The following is a 16,835-nucleotide window of genomic DNA, read 5'->3' on the forward strand; positions in this document are numbered from 1 at the left end:
GATAGCTGCTAGCGCTTACCTATCAGGCGCAAGGGCCTGTTTTTGTTCTGAGTTTTCACCCCATGTCCAACCTCACCCCCGTCATCAAATCCATCCAAGACATCATGCGCCAGGACTCCGGCGTGGATGGCGACGCCCAGCGCATCAGCCAGCTCACCTGGCTGCTGTTCCTCAAGGTGTTTGACGCGCTGGAAGAAGAACTCGAACTCACCCGCGACGACTACAAAAGCCCCATCGCCGAGCACCTGCGCTGGCGCCACTGGGCGGCCGATGCCGAGGGCATGACCGGCGACGCCCTGCTCGACTTTGTGGACAAGCAACTCTTCCCCGCCCTCAAGGGCCTGAGCGCCGACCCGCAGCGCAACCCGCGCGGCTATGTGGTGCGCGGCGTGTTTGAAGACGCCTACAACTACATGAAAAGCGGCCACCTGCTGCGCCAGGTGGTCAACAAACTCAACGCCATCGACTTCAACCGCCAGGCCGAGCGCCACCAGTTCAACGACCTGTACGAAAAAATCCTGCGCGACCTGCAAAGCGCAGGCAACGCGGGCGAGTTCTACACCCCCCGCGCCGTCACCCAGTTCATGGTGGACGTGACCAACCCCCAGTTGGGCGAAAGCGTCATGGACCCGGCCACCGGCACCGGCGGCTTCCTCGTCTGCGCCATCGAGCACCTGCGCAAACAGGTGCACAACGCAGAGCAAGAGGCCGTGCTGCAAAACAGCATTCGGGGCGTAGAGAAAAAACAGCTGCCGCACATGCTGTGCGTCACCAACCTGCTGCTGCACGGCATCGAAGTGCCCAGCCAGATCGTGCACGACAACACCCTGGCCCGCCCCCTGCGCGACTACACGGCGGCAGACCGCGTCAACGTCATCCTCACCAACCCGCCCTTTGGCGGCATTGAAGAGCCGGGCATCGAGGCGGGCTTTCCGGCCGACGTGCGCACCAAGGAAACCGCCGACCTCTTCCTCGTGCTCATCCAGCACCTGCTCAAACCCGGCGGCCGCGCCGCCGTGGTGCTGCCCGATGGCTTTTTGTTTGGCGAAGGCGTCAAGGCCCGCATCAAAGAACAGCTGCTGCAGCACTGCAACCTGCACACCATCGTGCGCCTGCCCAACGGCGTGTTTGCGCCCTACACCGGCATCAAGACCAACCTGCTGTTCTTCACCAAAGGCCAGCCCACCCAGCACATCTGGTACTACGAACACCCCTACCCACCGGGCGTGAAGAACTACAACAAGACCAAGCCCATCCGCATCGAAGAGTTCGACCTTGAGAAAGCCTGGTGGGGCACCGAGGCCGATGGCTTTGCCGCCCGCGTGGAAAACGAACGGGCCTGGAAGGTTGGCATCGACCAGATCAAGGCCGCAGGCTACAACCTGGACCAGAAGAACCCCCACATCGGCGAACAGCACAGCCACGACCCCGACGAGCTGCTGGCCGACTACGCCCGCCTGCAGGCCGAAGCCCAGGCCCTGCGCGATGAGCTCAAGGGCATCCTTGCCCAGTCTTTGGCCAAAACAGCCGCTAGCGCTTGAGGAATAAGCGCATGCTGCTATCAAATATGGAGCTTCTTGCCACCGCCCCCGGTGGCGTCGCCAAGTTGCGCGAACTCATCCTCACCCTGGCCGTGCAAGGCAAGCTGGTGCCGCAAGACACCGCCGATGAACCGGCGGGTGTGCTGCTGCAGAAGATTCGGGCGGAGAAGGATCGCTTGATTGCGGAAGGCAAGATCAAGCGGGACAAGGCGCTGGCGGAGATTGCGGAGGAGGAAAAGCCGTTTGAGTTGCCGCAGGGGTGGGAGTGGGTGCGTGCCCTTGATATTTGTGCGTTGATTACCGATGGAGATCATCAGCCTCCGCCCAAAGCCGATACCGGCGTGCCGTTTCTTGTTATCGGAGACGTACGTACTGGGGCAGTACTTCTCCAAGGTGCTTCTCGCTTTGTTCCTGATAGCTATTTTGACGAGCTTGATTGGGGCAAAAAGCCTTTTCCTGGTGATGTGCTGTATACCACCGTCGGCAGTTTCGGAATTCCTGTTCCAGTAGTTCAACAACAGCGGTTCTGCTTTCAGCGACACATTGCACTGTTGCGTCCAGCCGTTGTGGACTTGCAAAGCTACTTGGCTCTGGCATTGCGGACTACGTTGGCTTTCGCCCAAGCTGAAAAAGGCGCAACTGGGACAGCGCAGAAAACCGTCCCTTTGTCGGTTCTCCGGAACCTGATCCTGCCTCTCCCACCCCTCGCCGAACAATCCCGCATCGTCACCCGCGTCGAAGCCCTCATGCGCCTGTGCGATGCGCTGGAGGCCAAGTGCCAGCTGGAGGCCACGCAACACGCCCAACTGGTCAACACCCTGCTGGGCACCCTCACCGCCAGCACCACGCCCGACGAGCTGGCCGCCCACTGGCAGCGCGTGGCCCAGCACTTCGACCTGCTGCTCGACCGCCCCGAAGCCATCGACGCCCTGGAGCAAACCCTGCTGCAACTGGCCGTGCGCGGCCTGCTCGTGCCCCAAGACCCCACCGACGAACCCGCCAGCGCCCTGCTGCAAAAGATCCGCGCCGAAAAAGACCGCCTCATCGCCACCGGCCAGATCAAACGCGACAAACCCCTGCCGCCCATCACCGACGAGGAAAAGCCGTTTGAGTTGCCGGTGGGGTGGGAGTGGGCGAGGTTTGGCGATGCATCAATCAACCGAGACGGTGAGCGCGTCCCTGTTTCATCATCTGAGCGCGAGAACCGAGCAAAAGTCTATGACTACTACGGTGCTTCTGGCGTAATCGACAAGATCGATGGATTCCTATTCGATAAGACATTGCTGTTGATTGGGGAAGACGGTGCAAACCTTATTAACCGCTCAACTCCAATTGCGTTTCTGGCACACGGTAAGTACTGGGTCAACAACCATGCGCACGTTATCGATACGACGCATCCAGAGTTAATGACCTATTTAGCGCTGTTCATCAACGCGATTTCTCTTGAGCCGTATGTCACAGGTACAGCGCAGCCTAAGATGAATCAGGCAAAGCTCAACAGTATCGTTGTCGCGCTCCCACCCCTCGCCGAACAATCCCGCATCGTCACCCGCGTCACCGCCCTGCGCCGCCTGTGCGCCGACCTGCGCCAGCGCCTGGCCGAACGCAAGTCCGTGCAGGCCCGTCTGGCCGAGGCGCTGGTGGAGACCGCTAGCTTTTCTTCGGAGCAATGCTGATGAATCCCACCGCCCTGCGAGCCATGTTGGAGTCCTTGCGGAGCCTGCCGCGCGAGCAGGCGGTGGTGGAGTTCAAGTCGAATTTGGCCGATCCCGAGAAGATCGGTGCCTACATTTCCGGGTTGGCCAACACGGCTGCATTGCAAGGCCGCGACCGTGCCTGGCTGGTGTGGGGCGTGGAAGATGGCAGCCATCGGGTGCTGGGTACGGTGTTCGATCCGTTCGGGCAGAAGATTGGCAATCAGTCTTTGCAGATGTGGCTGCAGGTGATGACGCAGCCCCGTGCCGACTTTGCCTTCCATGAGCTGAACTGTGACGGTCTGCGTGTGGTGATGCTGGAAATTCATCCCGCACGTGCTGCGCCCATGGCCTTTCAACACACACGCTACATCCGCGTGGACAGCCACCTGGTGAAACTGGCGGACTATCCCAGTCATGAAGCGCGCTTGTGGAATGCTCTGGGCACGTCAGAAGACTGGACGGGCGTGGTGGTGCCTGACGCAACGCTGGATGATCTGGACCCTCAGGCCGTTGCTGCCGCACGGGTGCGCTACGCCGAGTACTTGGTGCGCGGTGAGCCCGACGCTTCGAAACACGAGGCGATCCGTACTGAAGTGGCGGCATTGACGGTGCCCACCTTGTTGAACAAGGCCCGTGTGACCAAGCAGGGACGGGTGACCCGGGCGGCCCTGCTGCTGTTGGGCAAGGATGAGTCATCGCACTTCCTGGCTCCTGCGGACGCGAAGATGACCTGGGTGCTGCGCAATGCGGGCAACGATACGGTCACGTCACAGCCGTTTGGCATTCCCTTCCTGCTGGCGACGGAGCAGTTGTGCGCCCGCATCCGCAATGTGACGCTGGACCATATGCCCGATGGTTCGTTATTTCCCACGCCCGTGCCGCAGTACGACAACTGGGTGCTGCGCGAGGCGCTGCACAACTGCGTGGCGCACCAGGACTATGTGCTGGGCGGCAAGATCAATGTGGTGGAACACCCGGATCGGCTGGTGTTCAGTAATCTGGGGCAGTTCATACCGGAGAGCGTGGCGTGGATGCTGGAGCACCAGTCGCCGCCAGAGCACTATCGCAACCAGTGGCTTGTCGACGCGATGATTCGTCTGCGCATGATTGAGCAAGCGGGCAGCGGAATACGGCGGATGTTTACCACCCAGCGCCAGCGGCTGTTTCCGTTGCCCGACTACGAGTTTGGTCAGACCCCACAGGGGTTTCCGCGCGTGGAATTGACTTTGCAGGGACGGATGCTTGATTCCAAGTTCGCGCGGGTGTTGATGACGCGCTCTGATTTGGGCTTGGGTCAGGTTCTGCTGCTGGACAGGGTGCAGAAGAGTCTGCCTCTCTCAGCTGCAGAGGCCAAGAGCTTGCGCGATCTTGGTCTCATTGAAGGGCGAGCCCCCAGCTATTTCATCTCGGCCAAGATGGCGGATGCCTTGGGGCAGAAGGCGAAATACATCCACCAGCGGGGTCTGGATGACCGGTACTACCAAAAATTGGTGCTGGACTATCTGCAGCAATACGGCCAGGCCACTAGAACGGACCTGGACGCTTTGTTGCTTCGCAAGCTGCCAGATGTTTTGACTGACGTGCAGAAGGCCAACAAGGTCAAAAACTTGATGCAAAGCATGAAGCGGGCTGGGCTGATACAGCCGCATGGGGCTCGCTCCGCTGCGGTTTGGCGGTTGTGTTGACCCGTAGCTAGCTAGACAACAACCACGGTTGTTTAACCATGATTGTTGTCCTAAGTTGTTGATTTATATATTGTCTAGCGCGTTTTTGAGGCGCTATCTAGACAAGAAAATCGATGTCTTTAGACGTCGATATTTCCAGCCCGCAGCGCATTCGTCTCAATGAAATCCCGGCGCGGCTCGACCTCATCGCCCATCAGCATCGTGAACACGCGATCCGCCTCGATCGCGTCGTCGATCTGCACGCGCAGCAGGCGGCGCACGTTCGGGTCCATCGTCGTTTCCCACAGCTGCTCGGGGTTCATTTCGCCCAGGCCCTTGTAGCGCTGGCGGCTGGTGGTGCGTTCGGCTTCGGCAATCAGCCACTTCATGGCCTGGCGGAAGTCGCTGACCTTTTCTTCCTTTTGCTTCTCACCCTCGCCGCGCATCGCTTTGGCGCCTTCGGCCAGCAGGCCGCGGAAGGTTTCGGCGGCTTCGGCCAGGGCGGCGTAGTCGGCGCCGTGCACAAAGTCTTGCGTGATGACGCTGCTCTTGATGTTGCCGTGGTGGCGGCGGCTGATGCGCAGCAGGGGCTTGTCGGTGCGGGCGTCGAATTCGCCGGCCACTTCGGCGGGGGCGCCGGTGGTGTTCAGTTCGCGCAGCTTGGCCTGCAGGGCCACGGCGCTGGCTTCGGCTTCGGCCACGGTGTCCAGCTTCAGGCTCACGCCGTCGGCAATGGCGCGCAGGGCTTCGGCGTCCATGAAGTTGCCCAGGCGGGCGATCACGCTTTCAGCGATCTGGTGCTTGCGCGCCAGTTCGGCCAGGGTCTCGCCCGTCAGGGTTTGCGGGTTGGCGCCGCCGGTGGTCACGCTGGCGTGGTTCAGCGCAATGCGCAGCAGGAAGCCGTCGAGCGCGGGGGCGTCCTTCAGGTACAGCTCTTCCTTGCCGGCCTTGACCTTGTACAGCGGCGGCTGCGCGATGTAGATGTGGCCGCGCTCCACCAGTTCGGGCATCTGGCGGTAGAAGAAGGTGAGCAGCAGGGTGCGGATGTGGGCGCCGTCCACGTCGGCGTCGGTCATGATGATGATGCGGTGGTAGCGCAGCTTGGCTACGTCAAAGTCGTCGCCGCCGGTGGTGCCGCCGGCCTTGCCGATGCCGGTGCCCAGGGCCGTGATCAGCGTGAGGATTTCGTTGCTGGTCAGCAGCTTTTCGTAGCGGGCTTTTTCCACGTTCAGGATCTTGCCGCGCAGGGGCAGGATGGCCTGGAACTTGCGGTCGCGGCCCTGTTTGGCAGAGCCGCCGGCGGAGTCACCCTCCACGATGTAGATCTCGCACAGGGCGGGGTCTTTTTCCTGGCAGTCGGCCAGCTTGCCGGGCAGGCCCATGCCGTCCAGCACGCCCTTGCGGCGGGTCATTTCGCGGGCCTTGCGGGCGGCTTCGCGGGCACGGGCGGCCTCCACGATCTTGCCGCAGATGATCTTGGCGTCGTTGGGCTTTTCTTGCAGGTAGTCGGTGAGCAGCTTGCCCACGATGTCTTCCACCGGCGCGCGCACTTCGCTCGACACCAGCTTGTCCTTGGTCTGGCTGCTGAACTTGGGCTCGGGCACCTTCACGCTGAGCACGCAGCACAGGCCTTCGCGCATGTCGTCGCCGGTGACTTCGACCTTGGCCTTCTTGGCCAGCTCGTTTTCTTCGATGTACTTGTTGATGACGCGGGTCATCGCGGCGCGCAGGCCGGTCAGGTGGGTGCCGCCGTCACGCTGGGGGATGTTGTTGGTGAAGCACAGCACTTGCTCGGTGTACGCGCTGTTCCACTGCATGGCCACTTCCACGCCAATGTGCGTGCCAGGGATGCCACCATACGTTTCTGCCGGGCGCTCGCCTGCGGCGTAGAACGAGGTGGGGTGCAACACCGTCTTGCCCTTGTTGATGAACTCGACAAAGCCGCGCACGCCACCGGCGCCCGAGAAGTCGTCTTCCTTGCCGCTGCGTTCGTCCTTCAAACGAATGCGCACGCCGTTGTTCAAAAACGAGAGTTCGCGCAGGCGCTTGGCCAGGATCTCGTAGTGAAAGTCGTTGTTCTCTTTGAAGATCTCGGTGTCGGGCAAGAAATGCACTTCGGTGCCGCGCTTTTCGGTCTCGCCGGTCACCTTCATGGGGCTGACTTCAAAGCCGTCCACGGTGGACAGCAGGCGGTCTTGCACAAAGCCACGTGCGAATTCGATCTGGTGCACCTTGCCTTCGCGGCGCACGGTTAGGCGCAGCCATTTGCTCAATGCGTTCACGCAGCTCACGCCCACGCCGTGCAGGCCGCCCGAGACCTTGTAGCTGTTCTGGTTGAACTTGCCGCCTGCGTGCAGTTCGGTCAGGGCGATTTCTGCGGCACTGCGCTTGGGCTCGTGCTTGTCGTCCATCTTCACGCCGGTGGGAATGCCGCGGCCGTTGTCGGTCACGCTGATGGAGTTGTCGGTGTGGATGGTGACGACGATGTCGTCGCAGTGGCCGGCCAGGGCCTCGTCGATGGAGTTGTCTACCACCTCGAACACCAGGTGGTGCAGGCCGGTGCCGTCACTGGTGTCGCCGATGTACATGCCGGGGCGCTTGCGCACGGCTTCCAGGCCTTCGAGGATGGTGATGGCGCCTTCGCCATAGCTTTCGCTGGCGCCGGCCTGGTTGGTGTCGATCTTGTTGACGGTGGGCTCCACATGGCCGGAGACGCCGGAGGATTCGGGCTCGGAGGGAATGTTGTTGTCAACGGTCATGGTGGGCCTTGGGATCCGTGGAAACCGAGGTTTCCAATATGTTCAATGGTCTAATTGGGCGCAAGCGCATATTGAATATGCGCTTGCAGCTATCAATAAAGTAGCGTTCGCGGTGTGGCGCTGCGACTGTGGTGCACGGCGGGTGTCACGCAGCCTCAGATGCGCATGGGCATCACGACGTACTTGAAGCTGTCGTTGTCGGGGATGGTCAGCAGCGCAGAGCTGTTGCCATCCGAAAGCTCCACCTTCACCATGTCCTGGCCCATGTTGGCCAGGGCGTCGATGAGGTAGGTCACGTTGAAGCCGATCTCGATGGTGTCGCCACCGTAGTCGATGTCGAGCTCGTCCACGGCCTCTTCCTGCTCGGCGTTGTTGGACGCCACGCGCAGGGTGCCGGGCTCCAGGTTCAGGCGCACGCCCTTGAACTTGTCGCTGGTCATGATGGCCGTGCGCTGCAGGCTGGCCAGCAGCGGGGCGCGACCCAGGGTGATGCTGTTCTTGTGGTTCTTGGGGATCACGCGGTTGTAGTCGGGGAACTTGCCCTCGACCAGCTTGGTCACGAACTCCATGCCGCCAAAGGTGAACTTGGCCTGGTTGTTGGCGAACTGCATCTCGATGTGCGGCTGGTTCTCGCCACCCGCATCAGACAACAGGCGCTGCAGCTCGATCACGGTCTTGCGCGGCAGGATGACTTCCTGCTTGGGCACTTCGACGTCCAGCGTGGCGCTGGCAAAGGCCAGGCGGTGGCCGTCGGTGGCGACCAGGCTCAGGGTCTTGCCCTCGGCCACGAACAGGATGCCGTTGAGGTAGTAGCGGATGTCCTGCACCGCCATGGCGAACGACACCTGGCCGAGCAGGTCCTTCAGCGTCTTTTGGGGCACGGCGAACACGGGGCCAAAGGCGGCGGATTCCTGCACCAGCGGGAAGTCTTCGGCCGGCAGGCTTTGCAGCGTGAAGCGGCTCTTGCCGCCCTTGAGGATGAGCTTGGACTGGGCCGATTCGAGGCTGACCGTCTGGTCGCCCGGCATGGTGCGCAGGATGTCGATGAGCTTGCGCGCCCCCACGGTGGTGGTGAAGTCGCCGGTGTCGCCACCCAGTTCGGCCGTGGTGCGGATCTGGATTTCGAGGTCGCTGGTCGTCAGCTGCAGGGCATTGCCCGTCTTGCGGATCAGCACATTGGCCAGGATGGGCAGCGTGTGGCGGCGCTCCACGATGCCAGCCACGGACTGCAGAACCGCGAGAACCTTGTCTTGTGTTGCCTTCAGGACGATCATGTCATCAACCTCTTGTGGTTTTGGGACGGTGCGTGGACAGCGGCACAGGTCATGCCTCCCCCTGCTATCTATAACCCGCCATTTTGCCCCTTAACGGGGTCGCTTCTTCGTGGGGCTGCCCGACGGGCGTTTCCCGCTGGTTATCTACCCTTGGCGCTACCCTTTGAGCGTCTGCTCCAGCACGTGCAGCTGCTGGTTCAACTCGGTCAGCTGCTGGCGTTCGCCCGCAATCTTGCGCACAGCATGCAAAACCGTGGTGTGGTCGCGCCCGCCAAACAATTCTCCGATCTCGGGAAGGCTCTTTTGCGTCAGCTCCTTGGCCAGGTACATCGCAATCTGGCGCGGGCGGGCAATGCTGGCCGGGCGCTTCTTGCTGTACATGTCGGCGACCTTGATCTTGTAGTAGTCGGCCACCGTCTTCTGGATGTTTTCCACAGAAATCTGCCGGTTCTGGATGGACAGCAGATCACGCAGCGCCTCGCGGGCGAGCTGGATCGAAATCTCTTTCTGGTTGAAACGCGAGTACGCCAGGATCTTGCGCAGCGCGCCTTCGAGCTCGCGCACGTTGGAGCGCACGTTCTTGGCCACGAAGAAGGCGACTTCCTCGGGCATTTCGGTGCCTTCGACGCGGGCCTTGTTGATCAGGATGGCCACGCGCATTTCGAGTTCGGGCGGCTCGATGGCCACCGTCAGGCCCGAGTCGAAGCGCGACACCAGCCGCTCGTGGATGTTGGCCAGGCCCTTGGGGTAGGTGTCCGACGTCATCACGATGTGCGACTTCTTGGCCAGCAGGGCCTCGAACGCATTGAAGAACTCTTCCTGCGTGCGGTCCTTGTTGGCGAAGAACTGCACATCGTCGATCAGCAGCAGGTCGAGCGAGTGATAGCGCTCCTTGAACTCATCGAAGGTGCGGCGCTGGTAGGCCTTAACCACATCCGACACAAACTGCTCGGCATGGATGTAGAGAACTTTGGCGTCGGGCTTGTCCTGCAGCAGGCGGTTGCCCACAGCGTGCACCAGGTGGGTCTTGCCCAGGCCGACACCGCCGTAGATGAACAGCGGGTTGTACAGATGGCCGGGCATGCCCGCCACGTGCATGGCCGCAGAGCGCGCCATGCGGTTGGCCGTGCCCTCCACCAGGGTCTCGAAGGTGAGGGCGGCGTTGAGGCGGTTGCGGAACGCGCCCGCTGAGGCCTCATCGTTGCTGCTGGAGGGGGTTTCGGCTGGCGCTGCGGGGCTGGAGGGCTCCTGCGATGTGGGCCGTACATAAGTCCTGGCAACGGATTCACGCTGAGCGAGTGCTAACTCCAGTGTGACCGGTTGGCCATACAGGCCTTCGAGCAGCGCGGCAATGCGGCCGGCGTACTGGGCGCGGATCCAGTCGAGCTTGAAGCGGTTGCCCACGAGCAGCGTGACTTTGGAGAAGTCTTCGGCCACTTGGGCAATCAGGGGCTTGATCCAGGTGTTGAATTGTTGTTCTGGCAGGTCTTGTGCCAGTTGCTCAACGCAGGCTTGCCACAGGCCCTGACCGGCATCTGAGCCGGGCGAATTGATAGGGCTGCGGGTGGGTTCCTCGGTCATTTCTGGGGAATTCTTATTGTGGATAGGAGGAACGGGGTAAGGCGGTGGATTGTAGCTTGTCAAGGAGTTATCCACAATTTGAAGGCAGCTGTCATCCGGGGGAATCCGGGGTTGCCATGCGGGGAAGAAGTGTCCTGAAAGGGTCGGGCGCTGCAGCCTCTGCGACGCGCTGGTAAAGGCCTGCCCATCGAAAGGCATTGCCAGTCGGCCACAAGCCTGCGATAATTTTGGGTTTCCCTGAATGTGTTCAGGGTGATTTGACCCGGCGCGCCGTTATTTCTGCCCCATGGGTCTGCCTCCAGGCGATGTTTCATACATTGTGTGGGTGTGCAGATTGCAGGGGGTTCAAGAGCAGCAGTCCGGAACTGAACCTCAAGGAATAGCACCATGAAACGTACTTACCAGCCCTCCAAGACGCGCCGCGCGCGCACCCACGGTTTCCTCGTCCGCATGAAGACCCGCGGCGGCCGTGCCGTTATCAACGCACGCCGCGCCAAGGGCCGCAAGCGCCTGGCCGTCTAAGGCCGATACGGTCTACGGCCTGCTCCCCGCCTGTTCCCGGTTTGTACCGCCAGGTTCCAAACGGGGCGCTTGCATGCACAGGCTAAAAACCCGGCCGCAGTTCCAGGCTGCCATGGCGGGGGGCACTGTCTCCCGCACGGCGCATTTTGCGTTGCACCGTTTGGCACTGGACGCCAACAGCACCGCAGTTGCCAGCCAAGCCGCCGCTGTTGCACCTACAGGGCCCGGCTCCTTGCCGCACACGCAAGGGCCGCAGGCCCTGTTTGTCGTTCAGGGCGTCTGGATGGGTGCCATGGTACCCAAGCGCTGGGCGCGCCGCGCCGTGACGCGCAACACCATCAAACGGCAGATCTACACCGTGGGCGCCACGTTTGAGGCGCGTTTGCCGCAGGCCGCCCATGTGGTGCGCCTGCGCTCGGCGTTTGATCGCAAGCAGTTCGTGAGCGCCACGTCCGACCAGCTCAAGCAGGCGGTACGCGCGGAGCTGCTGCAGCTGTTCGGATACGCCACCCGGCATTCGGGCGCAGCGGTTGCTGCGCCTGTGCCGCCGGTGGCAGAGCCGGTGACTGCCCCATGATGCAGCGCCTGCTGATCGGCGTGGTCAAAGGCTATCGGCTGTTTCTCAGCCCCTGGCTGGGTTCGGCCTGCCGCTTTGAGCCGACCTGCTCGGTCTATTCGCTGCAGGCGCTGGAGCAGCACGGCGCTGCGGCAGGCAGTTATCTGACGGTGCGCAGGCTGGTACGCTGCCACCCCTGGTGTGACGGGGGCCATGATCCGGTCCCGCAAGATCTGCCGCGCAGCCTGCGGCTTTTCTCCAGGCTCACCCCTTCCACCACTCCCCCATCCTCACCAAAGAAGTCTTCATGAACGACATTCGCCGCACCATCCTGTGGGTGATTTTTGGCTTTTCCATGGTTCTGCTGTGGGACAAGTGGCAGCTGCACAATGGCAACAAGGCCACTTTTTTCCCGACCACGCCCGCAGTGACAGCCCCTGCTGCTGCCGCAGGCGCGGCCTCCGGTGCGACCGGGGCTGCCAGCGTGCCCGCCACCAGCGTGCCCGCAGCCACAACGGCCGCGCAAGGCGCGGCAGCCGTGCCCGGGCAGCCTGCCGCAGCGGCTGCGCCTGCCAAACGCGAACGCATTGAGGTCAAGACCGACCTGTATCGCCTGGTGTTCGACAGCGAAGGCGGCTCGCTCACGCAGGCCGAGCTGCTCAAGCACGCCGACATGACCGACAAGGCCCGCAACTTCCTGTTGCTGGATGAAAGCGCGCAGCGCGTCTACGTGGCGCAGACCGGCCTGGTGGGCGGCACTTTCCCCACGCACAAGACGGTGATGACGGCCGTTCCCGGCCCGCGCGAACTCAAGGACGGTGAAGACTCCATGAGCATCCGCTTCGAGTCGCCCGACCAGGGCGGCGTGAAGCTGGTCAAGACCTGGACCATCAAACGCGGCGCTTATGACATCGCCGTCAAGCACGACATCGTCAACACGGGCAGCGCCGCTGTATCGCCCCAGCTGTACCTGCAACTGGTGCGTGACGGCAACAAGCCGCCAGGCGAGTCGTCGTTCTACTCCACCTTCACCGGCCCGGCGGTTTTCACCGAAGCCAAGAAGTACCAGAAGATCGAGTTCAAGGACATCGAAAGCGGCAAGGTCGACATTCCCAAGGACTCGGCCAATGGCTACGTCGCCATGGTGCAGCACTATTTCGCCACTGCATGGCTGCTGGCCGACGGCGTGCAGCGCGAACCCTTCACCCGCAAGGTGGACACCAACCTGTACTCCGTGGGCATGCTGACCTCCCTCGGCACCATCGAGCCGGGCGCGACCAAGACCATCGACGCGCGCCTGTTCGCCGGCCCGCAGGTCGAGACCATGATGGAAAAGCTGTACCCCGGCCTGGAACTGGTCAAGGACTACGGCTGGCTGACCATCCTGTCCAAGCCCCTGTACTGGCTGCTCGACAACCTGCACAAGCTCCTGAACAACTGGGGCTGGTCCATCGTTGCGCTGGTGCTGCTGCTCAAGATCGCGTTCTACTGGCTCAATGCCAAGGCCTACGCCAGCATGGCCAAGATGAAGGCTATCAATCCCAAGATCATGGAGATGCGCGAACGCCTGAAGGACAAGCCGCAGCAGATGCAGCAGGAGATGATGCGCATCTACCGCGAGGAAAAGGTCAACCCGATGGGCGGCTGCTTCCCCATCATGATCCAGATCCCTGTGTTCATTGCGCTGTACTGGGTGCTGCTGTCCAGCGTCGAGATGCGCAATGCGCCCTGGATCGGCTGGATCCACGACCTCTCCGCGCCTGACCCATTCTTCATCCTGCCCTTGCTGATGACGGCCAGCTCGCTGCTGCAGACCGCCCTGAACCCCGCGCCACCAGACCCGATGCAGGCCAAGATGATGTGGTTCATGCCGCTGATCTTCAGCGTGATGTTCTTCTTCTTCCCAGCCGGCCTCGTGCTGTACTGGCTGACGAACAACATCCTGTCGATTGCGCAGCAGTGGATCATCAACACCCGCATGGGCGTGCCACCGCAGTTCAATCTGCCCAAGTTCAAGTGATGCGGCAGCGGCAACGCTGACATCCACGAACTGACCCCCAAAGGCCGCGCAAGCGGCCTTTTTTCTGTCACCTTGTAAAGTCCCTGCCCATGCTTGCACGCCACCACGACCCCATCGTTGCCATCGCCACTGCCCCCGGGCGCGGGGCCGTCGGCATCGTACGGGTGTCGGGCAAAGGGCTGGAGGCCCTGGTGCAGGCGCTGTGCGGCCGCACCCTCAAGCCCCGCGAGGCGACGTACCTGCCCTTTCGGGATGCACAGGGCCAGGCCATCGACCAGGGGCTCGCGCTGTACTTCCCCGGTCCGCACAGCTACACCGGCGAAGACGTGCTGGAGCTGCAGGCGCATGGGGGCCCGGTGGTGCTGCAGCTGCTGCTGGCGCGCTGCCTGGAGGCGGGGGCTGCTACCCAACCGGCGACCGGCCAGCCCTGTCTGCCGGGCCTGCGCGTGGCCCAACCCGGGGAGTTCACCGAACGGGCTTTCCTGAACGACAAGATCGACCTGGCCCAGGCCGAGGCGATTGCCGACCTGATCGACGCCAGCACGGAAGCCGCAGCCCGCAGCGCCAGCCGCTCGCTGACCGGCGCGTTTTCTGCAGAAATCCACAGCCTGCGCGACGCACTCATCCATCTGCGCATGCTGGTGGAGGCCACGCTGGACTTTCCTGAAGAAGAAATCGACTTCTTGCGCAAGGCCGATGCGCATGGCCAGCTATCGAACTTGCAGCAAACGTTGGCCTCGGTGATGCAGCGCGCGCGCCAGGGCGCTTTGCTGCGCGAGGGCATCAAGGTGGTCATCGCCGGGCAGCCCAATGCCGGCAAAAGCTCGCTGCTCAATGCGCTGGCAGGGGCCGAGCTGGCCATCGTCACGCCCATTGCCGGCACCACGCGCGACAAGGTCCAGCAGACCATCCAGATCGAAGGGGTGCCGCTGCACATCATCGACACCGCCGGCCTGCGCGACAGCAGCGATGAGGTCGAGCGCATCGGCATCGCCCGCGCCTGGGACGAGATTGCCGGGGCAGACGCCGTGCTGTTCCTGCACGACCTGTCGCGGCAAAGTGCTCCTGAATATGTAGCTGCCGACGCAGATATCGAAAGCGCCTTGGGGCAAAAATTGCCGAAAAACATCCCCGTGATCGATGTCTGGAACAAGCTGGACTGCGCGGCCGGTGTTGCCCCTACAGCCAACCCCGGGCGCCCTGCGGTGCATCTGTCGGCCCGCACCGGTCAGGGGCTGGACGGCCTGCGACGGCTGCTACTGGACGTGGCGGGCTGGCAGTCGGCACCCGAGGGCATCTACATTGCCCGGGCGCGGCATGTGCAGGCGCTGCAGGCCGTGTCGTTGCACCTGCAGGAAGCTGCCGACCAACTGCAGGCCCAGGGCCCGGCGCTGGACCTGCTGGCCGAGGAGCTGCGGCTGGCGCAGAACGCCCTGAGCGCCATCACTGGCGAGTTCACCTCCGACGACCTGCTCGGCGTGATCTTCTCCAGCTTCTGCATCGGTAAATAGCGACCGTTGGTCGCCCTATCTTGTAAACGGACGTAAACAGCGCTTGTGTCCGATCTGTAACAGGGTTACTTTCGGCGGACCATGAATGTTCCCATGCCCGTTGCCTCCAAGGTGGACCTCAAAGGTCTGATCGACGCCATTGCCCAGACCACGGCGGAGGACAGCATGACCAACCCGCTGACGGCCGCCCAGTGGGAGGTGCTGTCGTCCTACCTGCTCCCGGTGGTGTTGCCCGCGGGCCAAGTGCTTTTCAGCCAGGGTGCTACGGACCGCACCCTGTACCTGGTCGAAAGTGGCAGCCTGAGCGTGCACTACCAGGACGAAAAGGAACGCCTGCGTCTGGCGATTGTGGGCGCCGGGTCGGTGGTGGGTGAAGGCGCTTTCTTCTCGCACCGCGCACGCAGCGCCACGGTGCAGGCCAGCGCGCCGTGCAAACTGTGGAGCCTCACGGCCATCCGCTTCACCGAGCTGACCAACCGCCAGCCCGCGATTGCCCTGGGTCTGGCCATGGCGGCAGGGGCTGTGCTGGCCAAGCGCCTGGGCAACCGCCGCCGCCGCGTTGCGGCCACCTGACAGGCGGGGCCTGTCGGGGGTTTCCCTCGGGCTTCTTCCGCCTTCTGCGGGGGGATGGCGCGTTACACTCGATTTGGATTTTGTCCAGGCACCATCCGAAGAAAGCAAGCCATGTCCCTGTTCAGTTGGTTCAGCCGCAAACCCGCTCCCGCCAAGCCCCGCGCAGCGGCCGAGCCCTCCGGCCTGTTCAACGCCGACGCCACCGTGCCCCTGCAACCCGGGCGCCAGGGCAAGCCGCTCGTGGAGCCCCAGCCCCCAGAGCACGCCGCCAATCGCAAGAACGAGCGCATGGAGCGCCGTGAGCTGCTCTATACCGTGGTGCGCGACGCCATGGTGCGCGCTGGCGTGCTGTCGGCCAGCTACAAGTTCAAGGTGCTGTCGCTCGACCAGCGCGGCCGCCAGTTCCTGGTGATGATGGACCTGGCCCGGGAATACGGCGGCGAGACGGTGCGCCTGAGCGAGATCGAGGCGCTCATCGCCCAGACCGCCAAAACCCGTTACGACATCCTGGTGACGGCCGTGTACTGGCGCATCAACGACCATGTGGCGGTGGGTATTCCACAAAAGGGCGTGGCGCCCCAAGGCGCTGCGCTGCCGTTGCAGGCGGCTTCTACGGCAGTGCGCCGTCCGCCAGCAGCAGCGGCCACTGCCCCGGCACCCCTGGCCCCGTCGCCTGCACCGCAGGTGGGCGCACGCCCTGCCGCGGCTGCCGCGGCACCTGTTTCCCCTGCTCCTTTGGCGCCCGCTGCGGCCCCGCTGGCTGCGCGCCGCCCGCTCGGTGCGGTGTCGGCCCCCGCACCCCTTGTGTCTGCACCCGCACCGCTGGCTGCCACGCGGCCTGCCTCTTCTGCCCGCTTCGAACCCATCGAGGCCGACGAGGTGGCCGCGTTCAAGCGCGCGCTGGCCAACGCCGCAGGGTCATCGGCTGCCACGGCTGCGGCCGCCAAGCCAGGCGTGCCGGTGCGCTCCGGTCCGCTGCTGCCACCGTCCCAGCCCACAGGGTTTGAGGACACCGAAATGCCCGGTGCCGACGGTCCCGCTCCCGACCTCAGCAGCACCCAGTACGGCGAACTCAACTGATCCAGGGGTCATGTGGTGCACGCCCACAGGGGGCTGTGCACCCATGCCATGGCCCTC

The 16,835-nt window shown here is 63.1% G+C and carries 13 protein-coding genes; 10 read left to right on the forward strand and 3 right to left on the reverse strand.

Annotated features, from left to right (window positions below):
* The first annotated feature begins 62 nt into the window (after window positions 1-62).
* From ATF69_RS07705 to ATF69_RS07715, 3 genes are read left to right on the forward strand one after another with little or no spacing between them, the layout of a single operon-like run.
* Window positions 63-1,541, forward strand: a complete 1,479-nt coding sequence (locus tag ATF69_RS07705) for a type I restriction-modification system subunit M (protein ID WP_146870490.1) — start codon at window positions 63-65, stop codon at window positions 1,539-1,541.
* 11 nt (window positions 1,542-1,552) lie between these two features.
* Window positions 1,553-3,217, forward strand: coding sequence for a restriction endonuclease subunit S (locus tag ATF69_RS07710; protein WP_146870491.1), 1,665 nt, complete (start codon window positions 1,553-1,555; stop codon window positions 3,215-3,217).
* Entirely contained in the window at window positions 3,217-4,923 is a 1,707-nt protein-coding gene (locus tag ATF69_RS07715; protein ID WP_146870492.1) for an RNA-binding domain-containing protein, read from the forward strand. Before ATF69_RS07710 ends, ATF69_RS07715 begins: the two co-directional genes overlap by 1 nt.
* Before the next feature lie 119 nt (window positions 4,924-5,042).
* Here ATF69_RS07715 and gyrB read toward each other — a convergent pair whose 3' ends face one another.
* The 3 genes from gyrB to dnaA all read right to left on the reverse strand — a co-directional run bounded on the left by gyrB (window position 5,043) and on the right by dnaA (window position 10,516).
* Window positions 5,043-7,661, reverse strand: coding sequence for a DNA topoisomerase (ATP-hydrolyzing) subunit B (gene gyrB / locus ATF69_RS07720; RefSeq protein WP_056742601.1), 2,619 nt, complete (start codon window positions 7,659-7,661; stop codon window positions 5,043-5,045).
* 155 nt (window positions 7,662-7,816) lie between these two features.
* Window positions 7,817-8,935 carry a DNA polymerase III subunit beta gene (gene dnaN, locus ATF69_RS07725; protein WP_056056813.1) on the reverse strand — a complete coding sequence of 373 codons (1,119 nt, stop codon included), beginning with the start codon at window positions 8,933-8,935 and terminating at the stop codon, window positions 7,817-7,819.
* A gap of 156 nt (window positions 8,936-9,091) precedes the next feature.
* A complete protein-coding gene (dnaA, locus tag ATF69_RS07730) occupies window positions 9,092-10,516 on the reverse strand; it encodes a chromosomal replication initiator protein DnaA (RefSeq protein ID WP_082522279.1) in 1,425 nt (474 codons plus the stop codon).
* Window positions 10,517-10,903: 387 nt separating this feature from the next.
* Between dnaA and rpmH the strand changes: the two genes are divergently transcribed.
* The 7 genes from rpmH (at window position 10,904) to ATF69_RS07765 (ending at window position 16,778) form a co-directional block, all read left to right on the forward strand.
* Window positions 10,904-11,038, forward strand: coding sequence for a 50S ribosomal protein L34 (gene rpmH / locus ATF69_RS07735; RefSeq protein WP_005798102.1), 135 nt, complete (start codon window positions 10,904-10,906; stop codon window positions 11,036-11,038).
* 73 nt (window positions 11,039-11,111) lie between these two features.
* Window positions 11,112-11,615, forward strand: coding sequence for a ribonuclease P protein component (locus ATF69_RS07740; RefSeq protein ID WP_146870493.1), 504 nt, complete (start codon window positions 11,112-11,114; stop codon window positions 11,613-11,615).
* Window positions 11,612-11,905: a membrane protein insertion efficiency factor YidD gene (yidD, locus tag ATF69_RS07745; RefSeq protein WP_082522278.1), complete on the forward strand. Its 294-nt coding sequence runs from the start codon at window positions 11,612-11,614 to the stop codon at window positions 11,903-11,905. The genes ATF69_RS07740 and yidD overlap by 4 nt, the downstream gene beginning before the upstream one ends.
* Entirely contained in the window at window positions 11,902-13,614 is a 1,713-nt protein-coding gene (gene yidC / locus ATF69_RS07750) for a membrane protein insertase YidC (RefSeq protein WP_099731684.1), read from the forward strand. The genes yidD and yidC overlap by 4 nt, the downstream gene beginning before the upstream one ends.
* 89 nt (window positions 13,615-13,703) lie before the next feature.
* A complete protein-coding gene (gene mnmE, locus ATF69_RS07755; protein ID WP_056742608.1) occupies window positions 13,704-15,125 on the forward strand; it encodes a tRNA uridine-5-carboxymethylaminomethyl(34) synthesis GTPase MnmE in 1,422 nt (473 codons plus the stop codon).
* 81 nt (window positions 15,126-15,206) lie between these two features.
* On the forward strand, window positions 15,207-15,698 hold the full coding sequence (locus tag ATF69_RS07760) for a Crp/Fnr family transcriptional regulator (protein WP_043565827.1): 492 nt from the start codon (window positions 15,207-15,209) through the stop codon (window positions 15,696-15,698).
* Window positions 15,699-15,809: 111 nt separating this feature from the next.
* Window positions 15,810-16,778: a hypothetical protein gene (locus ATF69_RS07765; RefSeq protein WP_056742609.1), complete on the forward strand. Its 969-nt coding sequence runs from the start codon at window positions 15,810-15,812 to the stop codon at window positions 16,776-16,778.
* Window positions 16,779-16,835 lie beyond the last annotated feature (57 nt).

The sequence above is a fragment of the Acidovorax delafieldii genome, assembly GCF_007993815.1.
In the GTDB taxonomy this organism is placed as follows: domain Bacteria; phylum Pseudomonadota; class Gammaproteobacteria; order Burkholderiales; family Burkholderiaceae_C; genus Acidovorax; species Acidovorax delafieldii.